Source organism: Gangjinia marincola (assembly GCF_039523415.1).
Classification (GTDB): Bacteria; Bacteroidota; Bacteroidia; order Flavobacteriales; family Flavobacteriaceae; genus Gangjinia; species Gangjinia marincola.
Map to the genome: position 1 here is coordinate 551,639 of NZ_BAAAFG010000016.1, position 15,824 is coordinate 567,462.

At 38.3% G+C, this 15,824-nt stretch carries 30 protein-coding genes; all 30 read right to left on the bottom strand.

The genetic code is table 11. The annotated features are described in order from the left end of the window. Window positions 1–14: 14 nt before the first annotated feature. Window positions 15–620 carry a 30S ribosomal protein S4 gene (gene rpsD, locus ABD000_RS13510; protein ID WP_343768607.1) on the bottom strand — a complete coding sequence of 202 codons (606 nt, stop codon included), beginning with the start codon at window positions 618–620 and terminating at the stop codon, window positions 15–17. A gap of 171 nt (window positions 621–791) precedes the next feature. After that, on the bottom strand, window positions 792–1,175 hold the full coding sequence (rpsK, locus tag ABD000_RS13515; protein ID WP_343768609.1) for a 30S ribosomal protein S11: 384 nt from the start codon (window positions 1,173–1,175) through the stop codon (window positions 792–794). 103 nt (window positions 1,176–1,278) lie between these two features. Next, window positions 1,279–1,653 carry a 30S ribosomal protein S13 gene (rpsM, locus tag ABD000_RS13520; protein WP_343768611.1) on the bottom strand — a complete coding sequence of 125 codons (375 nt, stop codon included), beginning with the start codon at window positions 1,651–1,653 and terminating at the stop codon, window positions 1,279–1,281. A 2-nt stretch (window positions 1,654–1,655) separates the two neighbouring features. Continuing rightward, a complete protein-coding gene (gene ykgO / locus ABD000_RS13525) occupies window positions 1,656–1,772 on the bottom strand; it encodes a type B 50S ribosomal protein L36 (protein WP_008269159.1) in 117 nt (38 codons plus the stop codon). 44 nt (window positions 1,773–1,816) lie between these two features. After that, a complete protein-coding gene (gene infA / locus ABD000_RS13530; RefSeq protein WP_011710675.1) occupies window positions 1,817–2,032 on the bottom strand; it encodes a translation initiation factor IF-1 in 216 nt (71 codons plus the stop codon). A 1-nt stretch (window position 2,033) separates the two neighbouring features. Then, window positions 2,034–3,371: a preprotein translocase subunit SecY gene (gene secY, locus ABD000_RS13535; RefSeq protein WP_343768642.1), complete on the bottom strand. Its 1,338-nt coding sequence runs from the start codon at window positions 3,369–3,371 to the stop codon at window positions 2,034–2,036. Window positions 3,372–3,382: 11 nt separating this feature from the next. Beyond that, window positions 3,383–3,835, bottom strand: coding sequence for a 50S ribosomal protein L15 (gene rplO / locus ABD000_RS13540; RefSeq protein WP_343768644.1), 453 nt, complete (start codon window positions 3,833–3,835; stop codon window positions 3,383–3,385). A 7-nt stretch (window positions 3,836–3,842) separates the two neighbouring features. Then, complete coding sequence (gene rpmD / locus ABD000_RS13545) at window positions 3,843–4,025, bottom strand: 50S ribosomal protein L30 (RefSeq protein WP_343768646.1); 183 nt, start codon at window positions 4,023–4,025, stop codon at window positions 3,843–3,845. Window positions 4,026–4,036: 11 nt separating this feature from the next. Then, window positions 4,037–4,561, bottom strand: coding sequence for a 30S ribosomal protein S5 (gene rpsE, locus ABD000_RS13550; protein WP_343768648.1), 525 nt, complete (start codon window positions 4,559–4,561; stop codon window positions 4,037–4,039). Between the two features lie 8 nt (window positions 4,562–4,569). Further along, window positions 4,570–4,923, bottom strand: coding sequence for a 50S ribosomal protein L18 (gene rplR / locus ABD000_RS13555; RefSeq protein ID WP_343768650.1), 354 nt, complete (start codon window positions 4,921–4,923; stop codon window positions 4,570–4,572). A gap of 13 nt (window positions 4,924–4,936) precedes the next feature. Continuing rightward, a complete protein-coding gene (rplF, locus tag ABD000_RS13560) occupies window positions 4,937–5,479 on the bottom strand; it encodes a 50S ribosomal protein L6 (RefSeq protein WP_343768652.1) in 543 nt (180 codons plus the stop codon). 19 nt (window positions 5,480–5,498) lie between these two features. Beyond that, a complete protein-coding gene (gene rpsH / locus ABD000_RS13565) occupies window positions 5,499–5,897 on the bottom strand; it encodes a 30S ribosomal protein S8 (RefSeq protein ID WP_343768654.1) in 399 nt (132 codons plus the stop codon). A gap of 58 nt (window positions 5,898–5,955) precedes the next feature. After that, on the bottom strand, window positions 5,956–6,225 hold the full coding sequence (gene rpsN, locus ABD000_RS13570) for a 30S ribosomal protein S14 (RefSeq protein WP_343768657.1): 270 nt from the start codon (window positions 6,223–6,225) through the stop codon (window positions 5,956–5,958). Between the two features lie 2 nt (window positions 6,226–6,227). Next, entirely contained in the window at window positions 6,228–6,779 is a 552-nt protein-coding gene (rplE, locus tag ABD000_RS13575; protein WP_343768659.1) for a 50S ribosomal protein L5, read from the bottom strand. 2 nt (window positions 6,780–6,781) lie between these two features. Further along, window positions 6,782–7,093: a 50S ribosomal protein L24 gene (rplX, locus tag ABD000_RS13580; protein ID WP_343768661.1), complete on the bottom strand. Its 312-nt coding sequence runs from the start codon at window positions 7,091–7,093 to the stop codon at window positions 6,782–6,784. A gap of 16 nt (window positions 7,094–7,109) precedes the next feature. Next, a complete protein-coding gene (gene rplN, locus ABD000_RS13585; protein ID WP_343768663.1) occupies window positions 7,110–7,478 on the bottom strand; it encodes a 50S ribosomal protein L14 in 369 nt (122 codons plus the stop codon). Window positions 7,479–7,480: 2 nt separating this feature from the next. Continuing rightward, window positions 7,481–7,738 (bottom strand): 30S ribosomal protein S17, encoded by a 258-nt coding sequence (gene rpsQ, locus ABD000_RS13590; protein ID WP_343768665.1) that lies wholly within the window; start codon window positions 7,736–7,738, stop codon window positions 7,481–7,483. Window positions 7,739–7,749: 11 nt separating this feature from the next. Then, entirely contained in the window at window positions 7,750–7,941 is a 192-nt protein-coding gene (gene rpmC / locus ABD000_RS13595) for a 50S ribosomal protein L29 (RefSeq protein WP_343768667.1), read from the bottom strand. An 11-nt stretch (window positions 7,942–7,952) separates the two neighbouring features. Further along, complete coding sequence (gene rplP, locus ABD000_RS13600) at window positions 7,953–8,372, bottom strand: 50S ribosomal protein L16 (protein WP_343768670.1); 420 nt, start codon at window positions 8,370–8,372, stop codon at window positions 7,953–7,955. A gap of 22 nt (window positions 8,373–8,394) precedes the next feature. Next, on the bottom strand, window positions 8,395–9,108 hold the full coding sequence (gene rpsC, locus ABD000_RS13605; protein ID WP_343768673.1) for a 30S ribosomal protein S3: 714 nt from the start codon (window positions 9,106–9,108) through the stop codon (window positions 8,395–8,397). 3 nt (window positions 9,109–9,111) lie between these two features. Then, window positions 9,112–9,519, bottom strand: coding sequence for a 50S ribosomal protein L22 (gene rplV, locus ABD000_RS13610; protein ID WP_343768675.1), 408 nt, complete (start codon window positions 9,517–9,519; stop codon window positions 9,112–9,114). Window positions 9,520–9,527: 8 nt separating this feature from the next. Then, a complete protein-coding gene (rpsS, locus tag ABD000_RS13615; RefSeq protein ID WP_343768679.1) occupies window positions 9,528–9,806 on the bottom strand; it encodes a 30S ribosomal protein S19 in 279 nt (92 codons plus the stop codon). 3 nt (window positions 9,807–9,809) lie between these two features. Then, window positions 9,810–10,637 carry a 50S ribosomal protein L2 gene (rplB, locus tag ABD000_RS13620; protein WP_343768685.1) on the bottom strand — a complete coding sequence of 276 codons (828 nt, stop codon included), beginning with the start codon at window positions 10,635–10,637 and terminating at the stop codon, window positions 9,810–9,812. A gap of 9 nt (window positions 10,638–10,646) precedes the next feature. Continuing rightward, a complete protein-coding gene (gene rplW, locus ABD000_RS13625; protein WP_343768687.1) occupies window positions 10,647–10,937 on the bottom strand; it encodes a 50S ribosomal protein L23 in 291 nt (96 codons plus the stop codon). Between the two features lie 7 nt (window positions 10,938–10,944). Continuing rightward, complete coding sequence (gene rplD, locus ABD000_RS13630; protein WP_343768692.1) at window positions 10,945–11,574, bottom strand: 50S ribosomal protein L4; 630 nt, start codon at window positions 11,572–11,574, stop codon at window positions 10,945–10,947. Continuing rightward, window positions 11,574–12,191 carry a 50S ribosomal protein L3 gene (gene rplC / locus ABD000_RS13635; protein ID WP_343768695.1) on the bottom strand — a complete coding sequence of 206 codons (618 nt, stop codon included), beginning with the start codon at window positions 12,189–12,191 and terminating at the stop codon, window positions 11,574–11,576. The genes rplD and rplC overlap by 1 nt, the downstream gene beginning before the upstream one ends. A gap of 208 nt (window positions 12,192–12,399) precedes the next feature. Then, window positions 12,400–12,705: a 30S ribosomal protein S10 gene (gene rpsJ / locus ABD000_RS13640; RefSeq protein WP_316981975.1), complete on the bottom strand. Its 306-nt coding sequence runs from the start codon at window positions 12,703–12,705 to the stop codon at window positions 12,400–12,402. A gap of 11 nt (window positions 12,706–12,716) precedes the next feature. After that, complete coding sequence (gene fusA, locus ABD000_RS13645) at window positions 12,717–14,846, bottom strand: elongation factor G (protein WP_343768703.1); 2,130 nt, start codon at window positions 14,844–14,846, stop codon at window positions 12,717–12,719. 8 nt (window positions 14,847–14,854) lie between these two features. Next, complete coding sequence (gene rpsG, locus ABD000_RS13650) at window positions 14,855–15,331, bottom strand: 30S ribosomal protein S7 (RefSeq protein WP_343768706.1); 477 nt, start codon at window positions 15,329–15,331, stop codon at window positions 14,855–14,857. A gap of 94 nt (window positions 15,332–15,425) precedes the next feature. Continuing rightward, window positions 15,426–15,800 (bottom strand): 30S ribosomal protein S12, encoded by a 375-nt coding sequence (gene rpsL / locus ABD000_RS13655; RefSeq protein ID WP_010230128.1) that lies wholly within the window; start codon window positions 15,798–15,800, stop codon window positions 15,426–15,428. Between the last annotated feature and the right edge of the window lie 24 nt (window positions 15,801–15,824).

A 15,824-nucleotide genomic window follows, 5' to 3' on the forward strand; every position in this document is an offset into this window, starting at 1 on the left:
GTTCTGTCTAGTGATTATTTAGAATATAATTCGACAATGAATTGCTCATTGATTTGCTCAGGAATTTGAATTCGCTGAGGAACAGATACGTATGTACCTTCTTTTGTATCTTTATTGAATGTGATCCATTCGTAAACACTTCTCTCATTATCAAGAGAATCATTGATTACCTGTAAAGACTTAGATTTTTCACGTACTCCAATTACATCACCGGCTTTTACCTGGTATGATGGAATGTTTACGATTTCTCCATTAACGGTGATATGTCTGTGACCTACTAACTGTCTCGCTCCTCTTCGTGAAGAAGAAAGACCCATGCGATACACCACATTATCCAATCTAGATTCACATAATTGCAAAAGAACCTCACCCGTAATTCCTTGTGCGCGGGTTGCTTTTTCAAACATGTTTCTAAATTGACGCTCAAGAATACCATAGGTATACTTGGCTTTTTGCTTTTCCATTAACTGGATCGCGTATTCAGACTTTTTACCACGACGTCTGTTATTACCGTGCTGCCCGGGAGGGTAGTTTCTCTTTTCAAATGATTTGTCATCTCCAAAAATCGCTTGACCGAATTTACGGGCGATTTTTGTTTTAGGACCTCTATATCTTGCCATGAGTTATTTTAGTTGCGAGGAGATTATGAATTAAGGCTTATCCTTCGAAAATCTTACTTCCTCTATTAATTAAATTACTATTAGTAAAACTATTCATTCCTACTTAAAGGAAAATGAATATATCCCGAAAATACACGTTGACTTAGCTCAGTGCATATATAGGGATAAAACTTATACTCTTCTTCGTTTTGGTGGTCTACATCCATTGTGTGGTAGAGGAGTAACATCGATAATTTCTGATACTTCAATGCCTGCATTGTGAATAGTTCTGATAGCAGACTCACGTCCATTACCAGGTCCTTTCACGTATACCTTAACTTTTCTTAGACCAGCTTCATGTGCTACCTTAGCAGCATCTTCAGCAGCAGTTTGAGCAGCATAAGGAGTATTTTTCTTACTTCCTCTAAAACCCATTTTACCAGCTGATGACCATGAGATCACATCACCATTCTTGTTTGTTAATGAAACAATGATGTTGTTAAAAGAAGCGGTAATATGCGCTTCTCCTGTTGATTCTACAACAACTTTTCTCTTCTTTGTAGTTGACTTTGCCATATTTTCTTAGTTTTTAGTAGTTAGTTCTATGTAGTTAGAATCCTAAACGTTTCCATTTCAAACAGATTCCTCCTAACAACTAAATACAATGACCTATTGTCTATTATTTAGTCGCTTTTTTCTTGTTTGCAACCGTTTTACGTTTTCCTTTACGGGTACGTGAATTATTTTTTGTGCGTTGACCTCTTAACGGTAAACCAGATCTGTGGCGAATACCACGGTAACAACCAATGTCCATTAAACGTTTGATGTTTAATTGAACCTCTGATCTTAATTCACCTTCAATTTTGAAGTTACTTACTGCCTCACGAATTTTAGCAATATCATCGTCTGACCAGTCAGAAACTTTTTTACTTTCATCGACACCAGCCTCTTGTAGAATTCTTTTTGCTCTACTTCTACCTATTCCGAAGATATAGGTAAGTGAAATAACTCCACGCTTTTGTTTAGGTATATCTACCCCTGCGATTCTAGCCATAATTATCCTTGTCTTTGTTTAAATCTAGGATTCTTTTTGTTAATTACATAAAGTCTACCTTTTCTGCGAACAAGCTTGCAGTCGGCACTTCTTTTCTTTACTGATGCTCTTACTTTCATCTCTCTTTATTTAGCTTGCGCTTAAAGACAGCGCATCTTTTTATTTAATATCTATATGTTATTCTTGCTTTTGTTAAGTCATAAGGACTCATTTCAAGCTTTACTTTATCTCCTGGTAATAATTTTATGTAATGCATTCTCATCTTACCAGAAATGTGTGCAGTCACGACATGACCATTTTCCAATTCAACTCTAAACATTGCATTTGACAATGCTTCGATAATTGTACCATCTTGCTCTATTGCTGCTTGTTTTGCCATATTATGCTACTGCTTTACGTTTTCTGCCAGACTTCATTAAACCATCATAATGTCTGTTTAATAAATAGGCATTTACCTGTTGCATGGTATCTATTGCTACACCCACCATGATCAATAATGATGTACCTCCAAAAAATAACCCCCAGCCTTGTTGTAATCCCAATAATGAAACCATTACTGCAGGGAATACAGCAATCAGCGCTAAGAAGATAGACCCTGGCAAGGTAATCTGTGACATAATACGATCTAAATATTCAGACGTTTCAGTCCCAGGACGAATTCCGGGGATAAAACCACCACTACGTTTGAGGTCATCTGCCATTTTATTCGTTGGTACTGTAATCGCTGTATAGAAATACGTAAATACTATGATAAGTAATGCGAAAACTACATTGTACCAAAAACCAAAGATGTTTGCAAATTCAGCTTCCATCCATTGTCCAACAGCAGTAGTATTTATTGCCTTTCCTGCAAAACTAGGGACAAACATAATCGCTTGTGCGAAAATGATCGGCATTACGCCAGATGCATTTAACTTAAGCGGGATGAACTGCCTAGCTCCCATGGTTTTCTCGTAGCTACCACCCGATGTTCTACGTGCGTATTGAACAGGTATTTGACGTACTGCCATAACAAGCATTACCGATGCTAATATGATCACAAACCAAATGATTAATTCAATCAAAATCATTATTACGCCTCCATTAGACTCAACTACTCTTGAAACAAATTCTTGAACAAAAGCCTGAGGTAACGTAGCAATAATACCAACCATAATTAAGAGTGAAATACCATTCCCAATACCTTTATCAGTAATTTTTTCTCCTAACCACATCGCAAAAATACATCCTGTCGTTAATATGATTACTGAAGAAGCCACAAATAAAGTCGTATTCTGCATTAAAAAAGCACTTCCCGGTAAAATTGCATATAAGTTATAAATGTAACCTGGTCCCTGAAGTAATGTAATCCCAATCGTCAACCAACGCGTGATCTGATTAATCTTTTTTCTTCCGCTTTCACCCTCTTTCTGTAACTTTTGAAGATAAGGAATCGCAATTCCCATCAACTGTACCACAATAGAGGCCGAAATGTATGGCATAATCCCTAATGCAAATACGGAAGCGTTTGAAAACGCTCCACCAGTAAAGGCATTAAGTAATCCTAAAATACCGCCATCAGTTTGATCTGCTAATCCAGATAACTGTGACGCATCAATACCCGGTAAAACAACTTGAGCACCAAAACGGTATACAAGCAATAAGCCCAGTGTAAGAAGAATTCTATTCTTGAGCTCATCAATTTTCCAGATATTTTTGATCGTATCTATAAATTTCATGCGATACTATATTATAAGGTTACTGCTTCACCACCAGCAGCTTCTATAGCTTCTTTTGCTGTAGCTGTGAATTTGTGTGCAGTTACTTTTAATTTTGCTTTTAGTTCACCTCGACCTAAGATTTTAACTAAATCGTTCTTTCCAGAAAGTCTGTTATTGTATAACACATCTAGATCTACCGTATCTTTAATTCTACCTTGATCTACATAATCCTGTAATGTATCCAAGTTAATACCTGTGTATTCTTTACGATTGATGTTTGTAAATCCAAATTTAGGCACACGACGTTGAAGTGGCATTTGTCCCCCTTCAAAACCGAGTTTTTTAGAATAACCAGAACGTGATTTAGCACCTTTGTGCCCACGTGTAGCTGTTCCACCTTTTCCAGATCCTTGACCTCTACCTTTGCGCTTAGCCTGATTCTTTACAGAACCTTCAGCTGGTTTTAAGTTACTTAAATCCATGGTCTATTTATTTTACTTCCTCTACAGATACGAGGTGTGAAACTTTATTTATCATTCCAAGGATATTTGGCGTATCCTCGTGTTCAACAGTGTGACCCATCTTTCTCAATCCTAAAGCTTCTAGCGTTTGCTTTTGTCTCTTAGGGCGATTGATCGCACTTCTTACCTTTGTGACTTTAATTCTTGCCATGATGCCTTGAATTATCCGTTAAAAACTTTTTCTAATGAAATCCCGCGTTGTTTTGCAACCGTTTCGGCATTTCTTAATCGCAATAAAGCATCAAATGTTGCTTTCACCACATTGTGTGGGTTAGAAGATCCTTGATTTTTAGAAAGTACATCATGTACTCCAACTGCTTCTAATACTGCACGAATTGCTCCACCCGCGATTACCCCTGTACCGGCAGATGCTGGTAAAAGTAAAACACGCGCACCACCATATTTACCTTTTTGCTCATGTGGTAGTGTTCCTTTAACTAGAGGAATACGTACAAGATTTTTCTTAGCATCTTCAACAGCTTTAGAGATTGCTTCTGAAACTTCTTTTGATTTTCCTAATCCGTGACCTACTACACCGTTCTCATCTCCTACAACTACAATAGCAGAAAATCCAAATGCTCTACCACCTTTTGTTACTTTTGTAACACGTTGTACGCCTACGAGACGGTCTTTTAATTCAAGACCACCAGGCTTAACCGTTTCTACGTTTTTATATTTCTGGTACATATTCTTAATTAAAATTTTAATCCACCTTCACGAGCACCTTCGGCTAAAGACTTAACTCTACCGTGGTACAAATATCCTCCTCTATCAAAAGAAACTGTGTCAACACCTGCTTTAGAAGCTTTCTCGGCTATTGCCTTACCTACTGCAGCAGCTGCATCTACTTTATTTCCTTTTGATGCAATATCTTTATCTCTTGAAGAAGCCGCTGCGATGGTTTTTCCATCTACGTCGTTGACTACTTGAGCGTAAATATCTTTGTTGCTTCTAAACACACAAAGTCTTGGACGCTCTGCAGTACCCACAATGGTCTTGCGAATTCTCTTTCTTAATTTATTTCTTCTGTCAACTTTTGAAAATGCCATGATCAATCAATTATTATGCTGATTTACCAGCTTTACGTCTAATTTGCTCTCCTACGAATTTCACACCTTTTCCTTTGTAAGGCTCTGGCTTACGGAATGATCGTATTTTTGAAGCAACCTGACCAAGCAATTGCTTGTCGTGAGACATTAATTTTACAATAGGGTTTTTACCTTTTTCTGAAACTGTTTCAACCTTTACTTCTGGAGCAAGATCTAAAACAATGTTATGAGAAAAACCTAACGCTAAATCAAGTTTATTTCCTTGATTTGAAGCTCTGTAACCAACTCCTACTAGTTCTAATTCTTTTGTATATCCATTAGACACACCTTCGATCATGTTAAAGATTAGCGCACGGTATAAGCCGTGTTTTGCTTTGTGCGCTTTCTTTTCTGAAGGACGCTCTAACGTAATTTCTTTATCTTCAATCTTAACAGTGATGTCTTCGATTGTTTGTGAGAGTTCACCTAATTTTCCTTTTGCTGTAACAACTCCATCCTTCACCTCTACGGTGACACCTTCTGGAATTGTGATTGGATTTAAGCCTATTCTTGACATTTCTTTCCTCTTTATTAGATTAATAAACGTAGCAAAGAACCTCGCCACCAACTTTTTCCTTACGTGCCTGCTTATCTGTCATCACTCCGTGAGAAGTAGAGATAATAGCAATTCCTAATCCATTAAGCACTCTTGGTAAGTCACCGGCACCTGCATACTTGCGCAGACCTGGTGTACTTATTCTTTGGATTTTTCTCAACACCGGCTCTTTAGTCACCTTGTCGTATTTCAATGCTATTTTGATGCTACCTTGAGCAGTAGTATCTAAAAATTTATAGCTTAGAATGTACCCTTGATCAAACAAGATCTTTGTCATCTCTTTTTTAAGGTTCGAAGCTGGAACTTCTACTACCCTGTGGTTTGCAGCGACCGCGTTTCTAATACGGGTCAAATAATCTGCGATTGGATCTGTATTCATTGTTTATTGCTTGTGGTAGTGGTTTTTCAATTATTGAAACCTTCTACCGATTTATGTATTACCAGCTAGCTTTTTTAACTCCTGGTATCAAACCTTGATTTGCCATTTCTCTAAACATTACACGAGAAACACCAAACTGTCTCATATAACCTTTTGGTCTACCTGTAAGTTTACAACGGTTATGTTGACGCACAGGAGATGAATTTTTAGGAAGCTTTTGTAAGGCTTCGTAATCACCTGCTTCTTTAAGTGCTTTACGCTTTTCAGCATATTTAGCAACTGTTTTTGCACGTTTAACCTCACGGGCTTTCATGGATTCTTTTGCCATCTCTAATTCTTTTTAAAGGGTAATCCCAATTCTGATAATAATGATTTAGCCTCTTTGTCGGTATTTGCTGTAGTAACAAATGTAATGTCCATTCCAGAAATTCTATTCACCTTATCAATATCGATCTCAGGAAAAATGATTTGTTCTGTTACACCCATGTTGTAGTTACCTCTACCATCAAAACCAGTAGCTCTAATACCATTAAAGTCTCTTACCCTAGGTAAGGCAGCAGTGATCAAACGATCTAGAAATTCATACATACGCTCACCACGCAAGGTGACTTTTGCACCAATAGGCATTCCTTTTCTCAATTTGAAAGAAGCAACATCCTTTTTAGAAATAGTTGCCACCGCCTTTTGACCTGTAATTGTTGTTAGCTCATCTACTGCGTGGTCGATAAGCTTCTTATCTGCAACAGCAGCACCTACACCACGGCTTACCACAATTTTAGTAAGCTTAGGAATCTCCATTACATTGCCGTAGCTAAATTCTTCTCTTAGCGAAGGCATAATGCGTTCCTTATATTCTTTCTTAAGTCTTGGTTCGTAACTCATGACTATAAAACTTCGTTAGATTTTTTTGAATATCTCACTTTCTTATCCCCTTCCATACGATACCCTACACGAGTGGCGTTTCCTTTACTATCAACGATAGCTAAGTTGGAAATATGAATTGGAGCTTCCATTTCATTAATTCCGCCTTGAGGATTTGAAGCACTAGGTTTAGTGTGTTTTTTTACGATATTGACACCTTCTACAATAGCTTTGTTCTTGTCAATAAGTACTTTTTGCACTTTACCTTCTCTTCCCTTATGTTCTCCAGCAGTTACGCGAACGGTATCTCCTGTTTTTATTTTAAGCTTTCCCATTTTTCTGAATTGCTTATTAAAGCACCTCTGGTGCTAATGATACAATCTTCATAAACTGCTTATCACGTAACTCTCTCGCTACAGGCCCAAAAACACGCGTTCCACGCATTTCACCGGTAGGATTTAAAAGTACACATGCATTGTCATCAAAACGAATATAAGAACCGTCTGATCGACGTACTTCTTTTTTAGTTCGTACAACAACTGCAGTAGAAACCGCTCCTTTTTTAATGTTTCCATTAGGAGTTGCTTCTTTTACACTTACTACTATCTTATCACCTACAGATGCGTAGCGTCTCTTGGTACCACCCAATACACGAATGGTAAGAACTTCTTTGGCTCCTGTATTATCAGCTACTTTTAATCTTGATTCTTGTTGTACCATAATTACTTAGCTCTTTCAATGATTTCTACTAGTCTCCAACTCTTAGTTCTACTTAAAGGACGAGTCTCCATAATCCTTACTGTATCACCTTCGTTACAGTCGTTTTTCTCATCGTGTGCAACGTACTTTTTCGTTTTTAAAACGAATTTTCCATACATAGGATGCTTTACTCTTTTTACTTCAGAGACAACGATGGATTTGTCCATTTTTGAACTTGTCACTACGCCAATACGCTCTTTTCTTAAATTTCTTTTTTCCATATCAGGCAGAATTATGATAATTCTCTTTTGGTTAATTCTGTAGCGATTCTTGCTATGCTTCTTCTTTGCGCTCTAAGCTGTGACGGATTCTCTAATGGAGAAACAGCGTGTGCCATTTTTAAATCAGCATAAGCTTTTGTCTCTTTAGATAACTCCTCTTGAAGTGTTTCTACTGAAGCTTCTTTAATTTCAGATTTTTTCATCGTGCTTTTTTTTATGCTTGATAATCTCTAGCAACAATAAACTTCGTTTTTACCGGTAGCTTTTGAGCTGCAAGTCGCAATGCTTCTTTTGCAGTATCATAAGGTACTCCACTTACTTCAAAAAGAATTCTACCCGGTTTTACTACAGCTGCCCAAAATTCAACGTTACCTTTACCTTTACCCATACGAACCTCAAGAGGCTTCTTAGTAATAGGTTTATCTGGAAAGATCATGATCCATATAGAACCTTCTCTTTTCATATATCTGGTAGCGGCGATACGCGCTGCTTCTATTTGTCTTGCTGTTACAAAACTTGAGTCAAGTGATTTGATCCCAAACACTCCATTGGCAAGTCTGTGACCTCTTCCGGCATTACCCTTCATGCGGCCTTTTTGCTGCTTACGGAATTTTGTTTTTCTAGGCTGTAACATGTTATGCTATTTATAATAAATATTACTTTCTACGACGTTGTCTACTGTTATTGTCTCTTCTTCCGCCTTTCGCTTGTTTGCTTAAACCAACTAGGGGAGAAAGTTCTCTCTTACCGTAAACTTCACCTTTCATAATCCACACTTTAATCCCTAATCTTCCGTAGGTCGTGTGAGCTTCGGTTAACGCATAATCAATATCTGCTCTAAACGTAGATAATGGTATACGACCGTCTTTATAAGATTCAGTACGTGCCATTTCAGCACCGTTCAATCTTCCTGAAATCTCTACTTTAATTCCTTCAGAATTCATACGCATTGCAGCCGCAATTGCCATCTTGATTGCACGTCTGTACGAAATTCGATTTTCGATTTGACGAGCAATACTAGACGCAACTAAAAATGCATCTAACTCTGGTCGTTTGATTTCAAAAATATTGATCTGAACCTCTTTTTGAGTAAGTTTCTTAAGCTCTTCTTTTAACTTGTCTACCTCTTGCCCACCTTTACCAATAATGATACCAGGTCTGGCTGTAGTGATAGTAACGGTTACAAGTTTAAGCGTTCGCTCAATAATTACTCGTGAAACACTAGCTTTAGATAAACGGGCGTGGATATACTTTCTGATTTTATCATCTTCAGCTATTTTATCCCCATAATCTCTCCCGCCATACCAATTAGACTCCCAGCCTCTAATGATGCCAAGTCTATTTCCTATTGGGTTTGTCTTTTGTCCCATATCTTATGCTTGTGTATTATTTGTTGACCCTAATACAAGAGTAACATGGTTTGATCTTTTTCTTATTCTGTGAGCACGACCCTGTGGAGCAGGACGAAGTCTTTTTAACATACTTGCACTATCCACACGAATTTCTTGCACAAATAATCCAGCTTCTTCAACGCTTGCATCCTCATTCTTAGCTTGCCAATTTGCAATGGCAGATACTAATAATTTCTCCAGCTTTCTTGAAGACTCTTTTGAATTGAACTTTAAAATATTCAATGCTCTTTCAACTTGCTCACCACGAATAAGGTCTGCGACTAAACGCATTTTTCTGGGTGACGTTGGGCAGTTATTCAACTTGGCAAAAGCAACTTGCTTTTTTGCCTCTTTGATTTGTTCTGCTCTTTCTCTTTTGCGAACTCCCATAACCTTCGTTATTTTTTACCTTTATTTTTTGCACCCGCGTGTCCTCTAAAGGAACGTGTCGGTGAAAATTCTCCTAATTTATGCCCTACCATATTCTCTGTAACGTAAACAGGAATAAATTGGCGACCGTTATGCACTCCTATGGTTTGACCCACAAAATCTGGAGTAATCATCGATGCTCTTGACCAGGTTTTGATCACAGATTTTTTACCTGACTCTACATTTTGGTCTACCTTTTTTGCTAACTTATAGTGAACGTAAGGTCCTTTTTTTAATGAACGTGCCATATCTTATTTCTTTCTACGTTCTATGATATATTTATTACTTGACTTTGTCTTAGATCTGGTTTTGAATCCTTTTGCAGGAATACCATTTCTAGATCTTGGGTGTCCACCTGAAGATTTACCTTCACCACCACCCATTGGGTGATCAACCGGGTTCATCACAACAGGACGCGTACGTGGTCTTCTACCTAACCATCTTGATCTACCGGCTTTACCAGCAACCAATAATTGATGATCACTGTTAGACACAGCACCAATCGTTGCTAAACAATTTGCAAGTACCATTCTGGTTTCACCAGAGGGCAGTTTAACCGTTGCATATTTCCCGTCTCTTGCCATTAACTGAGCGAAGGTTCCAGCACTACGTGCCATAACTGCTCCCTGACCAGGACGAAGTTCAATACATGAGATAATTGTACCTAGAGGTATTTGAGATAACGGCATGGCGTTACCAATCTCTGGGGCAACATCTTTTGTACCCGAAGTTACTTTTTGCCCAACCTGTAAACCATTTTGAGCAATGATGTAACGTTTCTCATTATCTGAATAGGTAAGAAGCGCGATAAATGCAGATCTGTTAGGATCGTACTGAATGCTATCTACTGTTGCAGAAACATCTTGCTTATCACGTTTGAAATCGATAATACGATATCTTCTTTTATGACCGCCACCTTTATAGCGCATGGTCATTCTACCTTGGTTGTTTCGACCTCCAGATTTTTTTAGCGGTGCGAGCAAGCTCTTTTCCGGCTTATCAGTAGTAATAGCGTCGAATCCATTGACTACTCTAAAACGCTGACCTGGAGTTATTGGTTTTAATTTTCTAACCGACATTGTTTAATCTTAAAGATTACTATAAATATCTATTGTATCACCTTCAGCTACTTGAACGATTGCTTTCTTGTAGGCATTTGTTTTACCTACCTGCATTCCCGTTTTAGTATACTTGGTTTTTCTATCTGGACGAACATTGATCGTACGAACATCAGTAACTGAAACACCATAAGCTTCTTCTACTGCTTTTCTAATCTCAATCTTGTTAGCTCCTCGCTTCACTACAAATGAGAATCTGTTATTGATCTCACTATCGGTAGTGGCTTTTTCTGTAATTATTGGCTTTATTAAGATGCTCATTATGTTCTTATTTACTCAAAATTTCTTCTAAACCTTCTACAGAACCTTCAGTTAGCACAAGACTTTTTGCATTTAAAATCTTATAAGTACTTAATTCTGAGGTTTTTACTACTTCAGAGGTTTTCAAATTTCGCGACGACAAATATACATTTTTATTGGCGTTACCCAACACAAACAGTGATTTTTTATCTTCTACACCAAGACTTTTTAAAACATCTAAGAAGTTCTTTGTTTTTGGCGCATCGAAATCAAAATCTTCAACAACGATTAATGACTTATCATTTGCCTTCATGGTTAAGGCAGATTTTCTTGCCAGACGCTTCAAATTCTTATTTAGTTTGAAGCCGTAGTTTCTCGGACGGGGTCCAAAAATACGTCCACCACCTCTAAATATTGGAGACTTTATACTTCCGGCACGTGCCGTACCGGTTCCTTTTTGTTTTTTGATCTTTCTCGTACTACCTACGATCTCTGCACGCTCTTTTGCTTTGTGCGTACCTTGTCGTTGGTTAGCAAGATATTGCTTTACATCTAAGTATACGGCGTGATCATTAGGCTCTATAGCGAATACAGCATCAGAAAGTTCGACTTTACGACCTGTATCTTTTCCGTTAATATCTACAACTGCTACTTTCATTATTTCTCAATCGTTACGTAAGCATTTTTATGACCGGGAACACATCCTTTGATCACAATAAGATTCTTCTCTGGAACAATCTTTAATACTCGCAAGTTTTGTACTTTAACTTTATCACCACCCATTCTACCTGCCATTCGCATTCCTTTGAATACACGCGCTGGATAAGATGCAGCACCAATAGAACCAGGGGCTCTTAAACGGTTATGTTGACCGTGAGTTGCTTGACCAACACCGGCAAAACCGTGTCGTTTAACAACACCTTGAAAACCTTTACCTTTTGATGTACCTGATACATCGACGAATTCGCCTTCAGTAAAAATATCTACGGTAAGATTGTCACCTAAATTAAACTCTCCTTCAAATCCTTGAAATTCGATCACGTTGCGCTTGGGTTGAGTACCTGCCTTTTTAAAATGGCCAGCTTCTGCTTTTGTGGTACTCTTCTCCGGCTTGTCATCGAAACCAAGTTGAAGGGCATCATACCCGTCTACCTCTGTGGTTCTGACCTGGGTAACTACACATGGCCCAGCCTCAATCACGGTACATGGGATATTTTTCCCATTCTCGTCAAAGATGCTTGTCATGCCTATTTTTTTTCCAATTAAACCAGACATTGAATTTCAGTTTGTGATAAAGCCCTATTGCCTTATCGGTTATTATTCATTATAAAAAAATCAAGCAGGTCAATACGTCAACCTGCTTGATGTATTTTTCCGTTTTTCCCTAACCATCGCCAGGGACATGTTTATTTTCCGCGAAAGCGGAATATGTTGAACCTTTGCGGTTCTTTTCATGAGATTCCTGCTTTCGCAAGAATGACAATTAAACCTTTATCTCAACCTCTACTCCACTAGGAAGTTCCAACTTCATCAACGCATCAATGGTTTTTGAAGATGAACTGTAAATATCAAGGAGTCTTTTAAAAGAGCTTAATTGAAACTGCTCTCTCGCCTTTTTATTCACGTGAGGTGAACGTAATACGGTAAAGATTTTTTTGTGTGTGGGTAATGGAATTGGTCCAGTTACTACAGCACCAGTACTCTTTACTGTTTTCACGATCTTTTCAGCAGACTTATCTACTAAATTGTGATCGTATGACTTTAATTTTATTCTAATTTTTTGACTCATCTCTTATGTGATTAAGCATTAACACCTTTTGCTGCTGCAATAACTTCTTCAGAAATATTTGAAGGTGTTTCAGCATAGTGAGAAAATTCCATTGTTGACGTTGCACGACCAGAGGATAATGTTCTTAATGTAGTTACATATCCAAACATTTCTGATAATGGTACAGTAGCCTTCACGGTTTTAGCGCCGGCACGGTCACCCATATCACTTACTTGTCCACGTCTACGGTTAAGATCACCAACGATATCCCCCATGTTTTCTTCTGGAGTGATTACCTCTAGCTTCATGATAGGCTCCATAATTACCGCTTTAGCTGCTTTAGCTGAATTTTTAAATCCAAGCTTTGCTGCTAATTCGAACGATAATTGATCAGAATCCACATCGTGATACGATCCGTCTTTCAAAGTAACCTTCATCGAATCTACTTCATATCCGGCAAGCGGTCCATTTTGCATAGCCATTTTAAATCCTTTCTCAATAGATGGAATAAATTCTTTAGGAACGTTACCACCCTTGATCACAGACTCAAATTGTAATCCTTCTTCACCTTCATCTGCCGGCTCAATCGTAAATACGATATCAGCAAATTTACCACGACCACCAGATTGTTTCTTATACACCTCTCTGTGATCTGCAGCCTGTGTAATCGCTTCTTTGTATTCAACTTGAGGCTGACCTTGGTTCACCTCTACTTTAAATTCTCTACGAAGACGGTCTACAATGATATCTAAGTGAAGCTCACCCATACCAGAAATAATGGTCTGACCTGAAGCCTCATCTGTTTTTACCTGGAAGGTTGGATCTTCTTCTGCTAATTTAGCAAGAGACATTCCTAACTTATCCACATCTGCCTTAGTTTTAGGCTCAACAGCAATACCAATTACAGGATCAGGGAAATCCATACTTTCAAGAATGATAGGATGCTTCTCATCTGTCATGGTATCACCGGTTTTAATGTCTTTAAAACCAACGGCTGCTCCAATATCTCCCGCTTCAATAAAATCAATAGCATTTTGTTTGTTAGAATGCATTTGATAAATACGAGAAATACGCTCTTTTTTACCTGAACGGTTATTCAAGATGTATGAACCTGCATCAAGTCGACCAGAATAAGCTCTAAAGAATGCTAAACGCCCCACAAAAGGATCCGTCGCAATTTTAAACGCAAGTGCCGCAAACGGCTCCTTTACATCTGGCTTTCTAATTTCTTCTTCACCGGTATTTGGGTTAGTTCCTACAATACCTTCTTTATCTGTTGGAGAAGGCAAGTAACGACATACAGCGTCTAACAAGAACTGCACCCCTTTATTTTTAAAGGCTGATCCACAAATCATTGGGATAATTGCCATATCCATTACAGCAGCACGAAGCGCAGCATGCACCTCTTCTTCGGTAATCGAATCTTCATCTTCCATGAATTTCTCTAAGAGATTTTCATCGTAAGTAGCAACCTCTTCAATTAACATTGCACGATATTTACGCGCTTCTGCCTTCATATCTTCGGGAATATCAACTACATCAAAGGTTGATCCTTGTGTTTCATCATGCCAAATGATAGCACGGTTTTTCACTAAGTCAATAATTCCTTTAAAATCAGCTTCATCACCAATGTTGAGTACAATAGGTACAGCATTAGATTTAAGCATATCCTTTACCTGCTGACAAACAGCAAGAAAGTTTGACCCCTGACGGTCCATTTTATTTACAAATCCAATACGTGGAACTTTGTAGTTATCTGCAAGTCTCCAGTTAGTTTCAGACTGTGGCTCAACACCATCAACTGCACTAAACAAGAAGACTAACCCATCAAGTACACGTAATGAACGGTTTACCTCTACGGTAAAATCAACGTGACCCGGGGTATCGATAATATTAAAGTGATAGTCTTTAGTATCTGCAGTTTCTTTTGCATTTTCCATCGGGAACTTCCACGTACAAGTCGTAGCTGCAGAGGTAATGGTAATACCACGCTCCTGCTCCTGCTCCATCCAGTCCATGGTCGCTGCACCATCATGCACCTCACCAATCTTGTGACTAACACCGGTATAATAAAGAATACGCTCTGTTGTAGTAGTTTTACCCGCATCAATATGCGCAGCGATTCCAATATTTCGTGTAAATTTTAAATCTCTTTGTGCCATGTTATCTTCTAGAATCTAAAGTGAGAGAATGCTTTGTTTGCTTCTGCCATTTTGTGAGTATCGGTACGCTTTTTTACTGCCGCACCTTCTTCTTTAGAAGCCGCTAAGATTTCTGCTGCAAGTTTGGCAGCCATCGTCTTTTCGTTACGCTTTCTTGAATAAGAAATTAACCATTTCATTGCCATAGAGATTTTTCTATCGGCACGAATTGGCATAGGGATTTGAAATGTAGCTCCACCTACTCGGCGGCTACGTACTTCAACGTGAGGCATTACATTAGAAAGGCCATCTTTCCATAGCTCTAATGCTGTTTTCTCATCGTCTGTCTTCTTTTCTTCTACAATATCAAGTGCATCGTAAAAAATTTTGAATGCAATAGACTTTTTACCACTCCACATCAACATGTTCACAAAACGTGTTACAAGTTGATCGTTAAACTTTGGATCTGGTAAAAGAGGTCTCTTTTTTGCCTGTCTTTTTCTCATGTTTAATTAGCTTTTAGCTTTTAGTCGTTAGCCATGAGTGAATAAACGTTGAAACTTTACCCACAACTCAATGACTCAAAACTCATTTACTCATTTACTTCTTTGGGCGTTTTGCACCATACTTAGATCTACGCTGTGTTCTTCCTTCAACACCAGCGGTATCTAACGCACCGCGAACGATGTGATACCTTACCCCGGGTAAATCTTTTACCCTTCCACCTCTAACCAATACTATCGAGTGCTCTTGCAGGTTATGTCCTTCACCAGGGATGTATGCATTCACTTCTTTACCATTTGTCAACCTTACCCTTGCTACTTTACGCATAGCAGAATTTGGTTTCTTAGGTGTAGTAGTGTAAACACGCGTACAAACCCCTCTACGTTGAGGACACGAATCTAAAGCAGCCGATTTACTCTTCTTGGTTATTTTGGCTCTTCCTTTTCGTACTAATTGTGAAATTGTTGGCATATTGTAATATACTATTCTTTAACC

Bases quoted from the DNA above. Each gene is read 5' to 3' on its own strand.
- rpsD (WP_343768607.1), bottom strand. From the start codon at position 620: ATGGCAAGATATAGAGGTCCTAAAACAAAAATCGCCCGTAAATTCGGT.
- rpsK (WP_343768609.1), bottom strand. From the start codon at position 1,175: ATGGCAAAGTCAACTACAAAGAAGAGAAAAGTTGTTGTAGAATCAACA.
- rpsM (WP_343768611.1), bottom strand. From the start codon at position 1,653: ATGGCTAGAATCGCAGGGGTAGATATACCTAAACAAAAGCGTGGAGTT.
- ykgO (WP_008269159.1), bottom strand. From the start codon at position 1,772: ATGAAAGTAAGAGCATCAGTAAAGAAAAGAAGTGCCGACTGCAAGCTT.
- infA (WP_011710675.1), bottom strand. From the start codon at position 2,032: ATGGCAAAACAAGCAGCAATAGAGCAAGATGGTACAATTATCGAAGCA.
- secY (WP_343768642.1), bottom strand. From the start codon at position 3,371: ATGAAATTTATAGATACGATCAAAAATATCTGGAAAATTGATGAGCTC.
- rplO (WP_343768644.1), bottom strand. From the start codon at position 3,835: ATGGATTTAAGTAACTTAAAACCAGCTGAAGGTTCTGTAAAGAATCAG.
- rpmD (WP_343768646.1), bottom strand. From the start codon at position 4,025: ATGGCAAGAATTAAAGTCACAAAGGTAAGAAGTGCGATCAATCGCCCT.
- rpsE (WP_343768648.1), bottom strand. From the start codon at position 4,561: ATGTACCAGAAATATAAAAACGTAGAAACGGTTAAGCCTGGTGGTCTT.
- rplR (WP_343768650.1), bottom strand. From the start codon at position 4,923: ATGGCATTTTCAAAAGTTGACAGAAGAAATAAATTAAGAAAGAGAATT.
- rplF (WP_343768652.1), bottom strand. From the start codon at position 5,479: ATGTCAAGAATAGGCTTAAATCCAATCACAATTCCAGAAGGTGTCACC.
- rpsH (WP_343768654.1), bottom strand. From the start codon at position 5,897: ATGAATACAGATCCAATCGCAGATTATTTGACCCGTATTAGAAACGCG.
- rpsN (WP_343768657.1), bottom strand. From the start codon at position 6,225: ATGGCAAAAGAATCCATGAAAGCCCGTGAGGTTAAACGTGCAAAAACA.
- rplE (WP_343768659.1), bottom strand. From the start codon at position 6,779: ATGAGTTACGAACCAAGACTTAAGAAAGAATATAAGGAACGCATTATG.
- rplX (WP_343768661.1), bottom strand. From the start codon at position 7,093: ATGGGAAAGCTTAAAATAAAAACAGGAGATACCGTTCGCGTAACTGCT.
- rplN (WP_343768663.1), bottom strand. From the start codon at position 7,478: ATGGTACAACAAGAATCAAGATTAAAAGTAGCTGATAATACAGGAGCC.
- rpsQ (WP_343768665.1), bottom strand. From the start codon at position 7,738: ATGGAAAAAAGAAATTTAAGAAAAGAGCGTATTGGCGTAGTGACAAGT.
- rpmC (WP_343768667.1), bottom strand. From the start codon at position 7,941: ATGAAAAAATCTGAAATTAAAGAAGCTTCAGTAGAAACACTTCAAGAG.
- rplP (WP_343768670.1), bottom strand. From the start codon at position 8,372: ATGTTACAGCCTAGAAAAACAAAATTCCGTAAGCAGCAAAAAGGCCGC.
- rpsC (WP_343768673.1), bottom strand. From the start codon at position 9,108: ATGGGACAAAAGACAAACCCAATAGGAAATAGACTTGGCATCATTAGA.
- rplV (WP_343768675.1), bottom strand. From the start codon at position 9,519: ATGGGAGTTCGCAAAAGAGAAAGAGCAGAACAAATCAAAGAGGCAAAA.
- rpsS (WP_343768679.1), bottom strand. From the start codon at position 9,806: ATGGCACGTTCATTAAAAAAAGGACCTTACGTTCACTATAAGTTAGCA.
- rplB (WP_343768685.1), bottom strand. From the start codon at position 10,637: ATGTCGGTTAGAAAATTAAAACCAATAACTCCAGGTCAGCGTTTTAGA.
- rplW (WP_343768687.1), bottom strand. From the start codon at position 10,937: ATGAGCATCTTAATAAAGCCAATAATTACAGAAAAAGCCACTACCGAT.
- rplD (WP_343768692.1), bottom strand. From the start codon at position 11,574: ATGAAAGTAGCAGTTGTAGATATTAACGGAAAAGATACAGGTCGTAAA.
- rplC (WP_343768695.1), bottom strand. From the start codon at position 12,191: ATGTCTGGTTTAATTGGAAAAAAAATAGGCATGACAAGCATCTTTGAC.
- rpsJ (WP_316981975.1), bottom strand. From the start codon at position 12,705: ATGAGTCAAAAAATTAGAATAAAATTAAAGTCATACGATCACAATTTA.
- fusA (WP_343768703.1), bottom strand. From the start codon at position 14,846: ATGGCACAAAGAGATTTAAAATTTACACGAAATATTGGAATCGCTGCG.
- rpsG (WP_343768706.1), bottom strand. From the start codon at position 15,331: ATGAGAAAAAGACAGGCAAAAAAGAGACCTCTTTTACCAGATCCAAAG.
- rpsL (WP_010230128.1), bottom strand. From the start codon at position 15,800: ATGCCAACAATTTCACAATTAGTACGAAAAGGAAGAGCCAAAATAACC.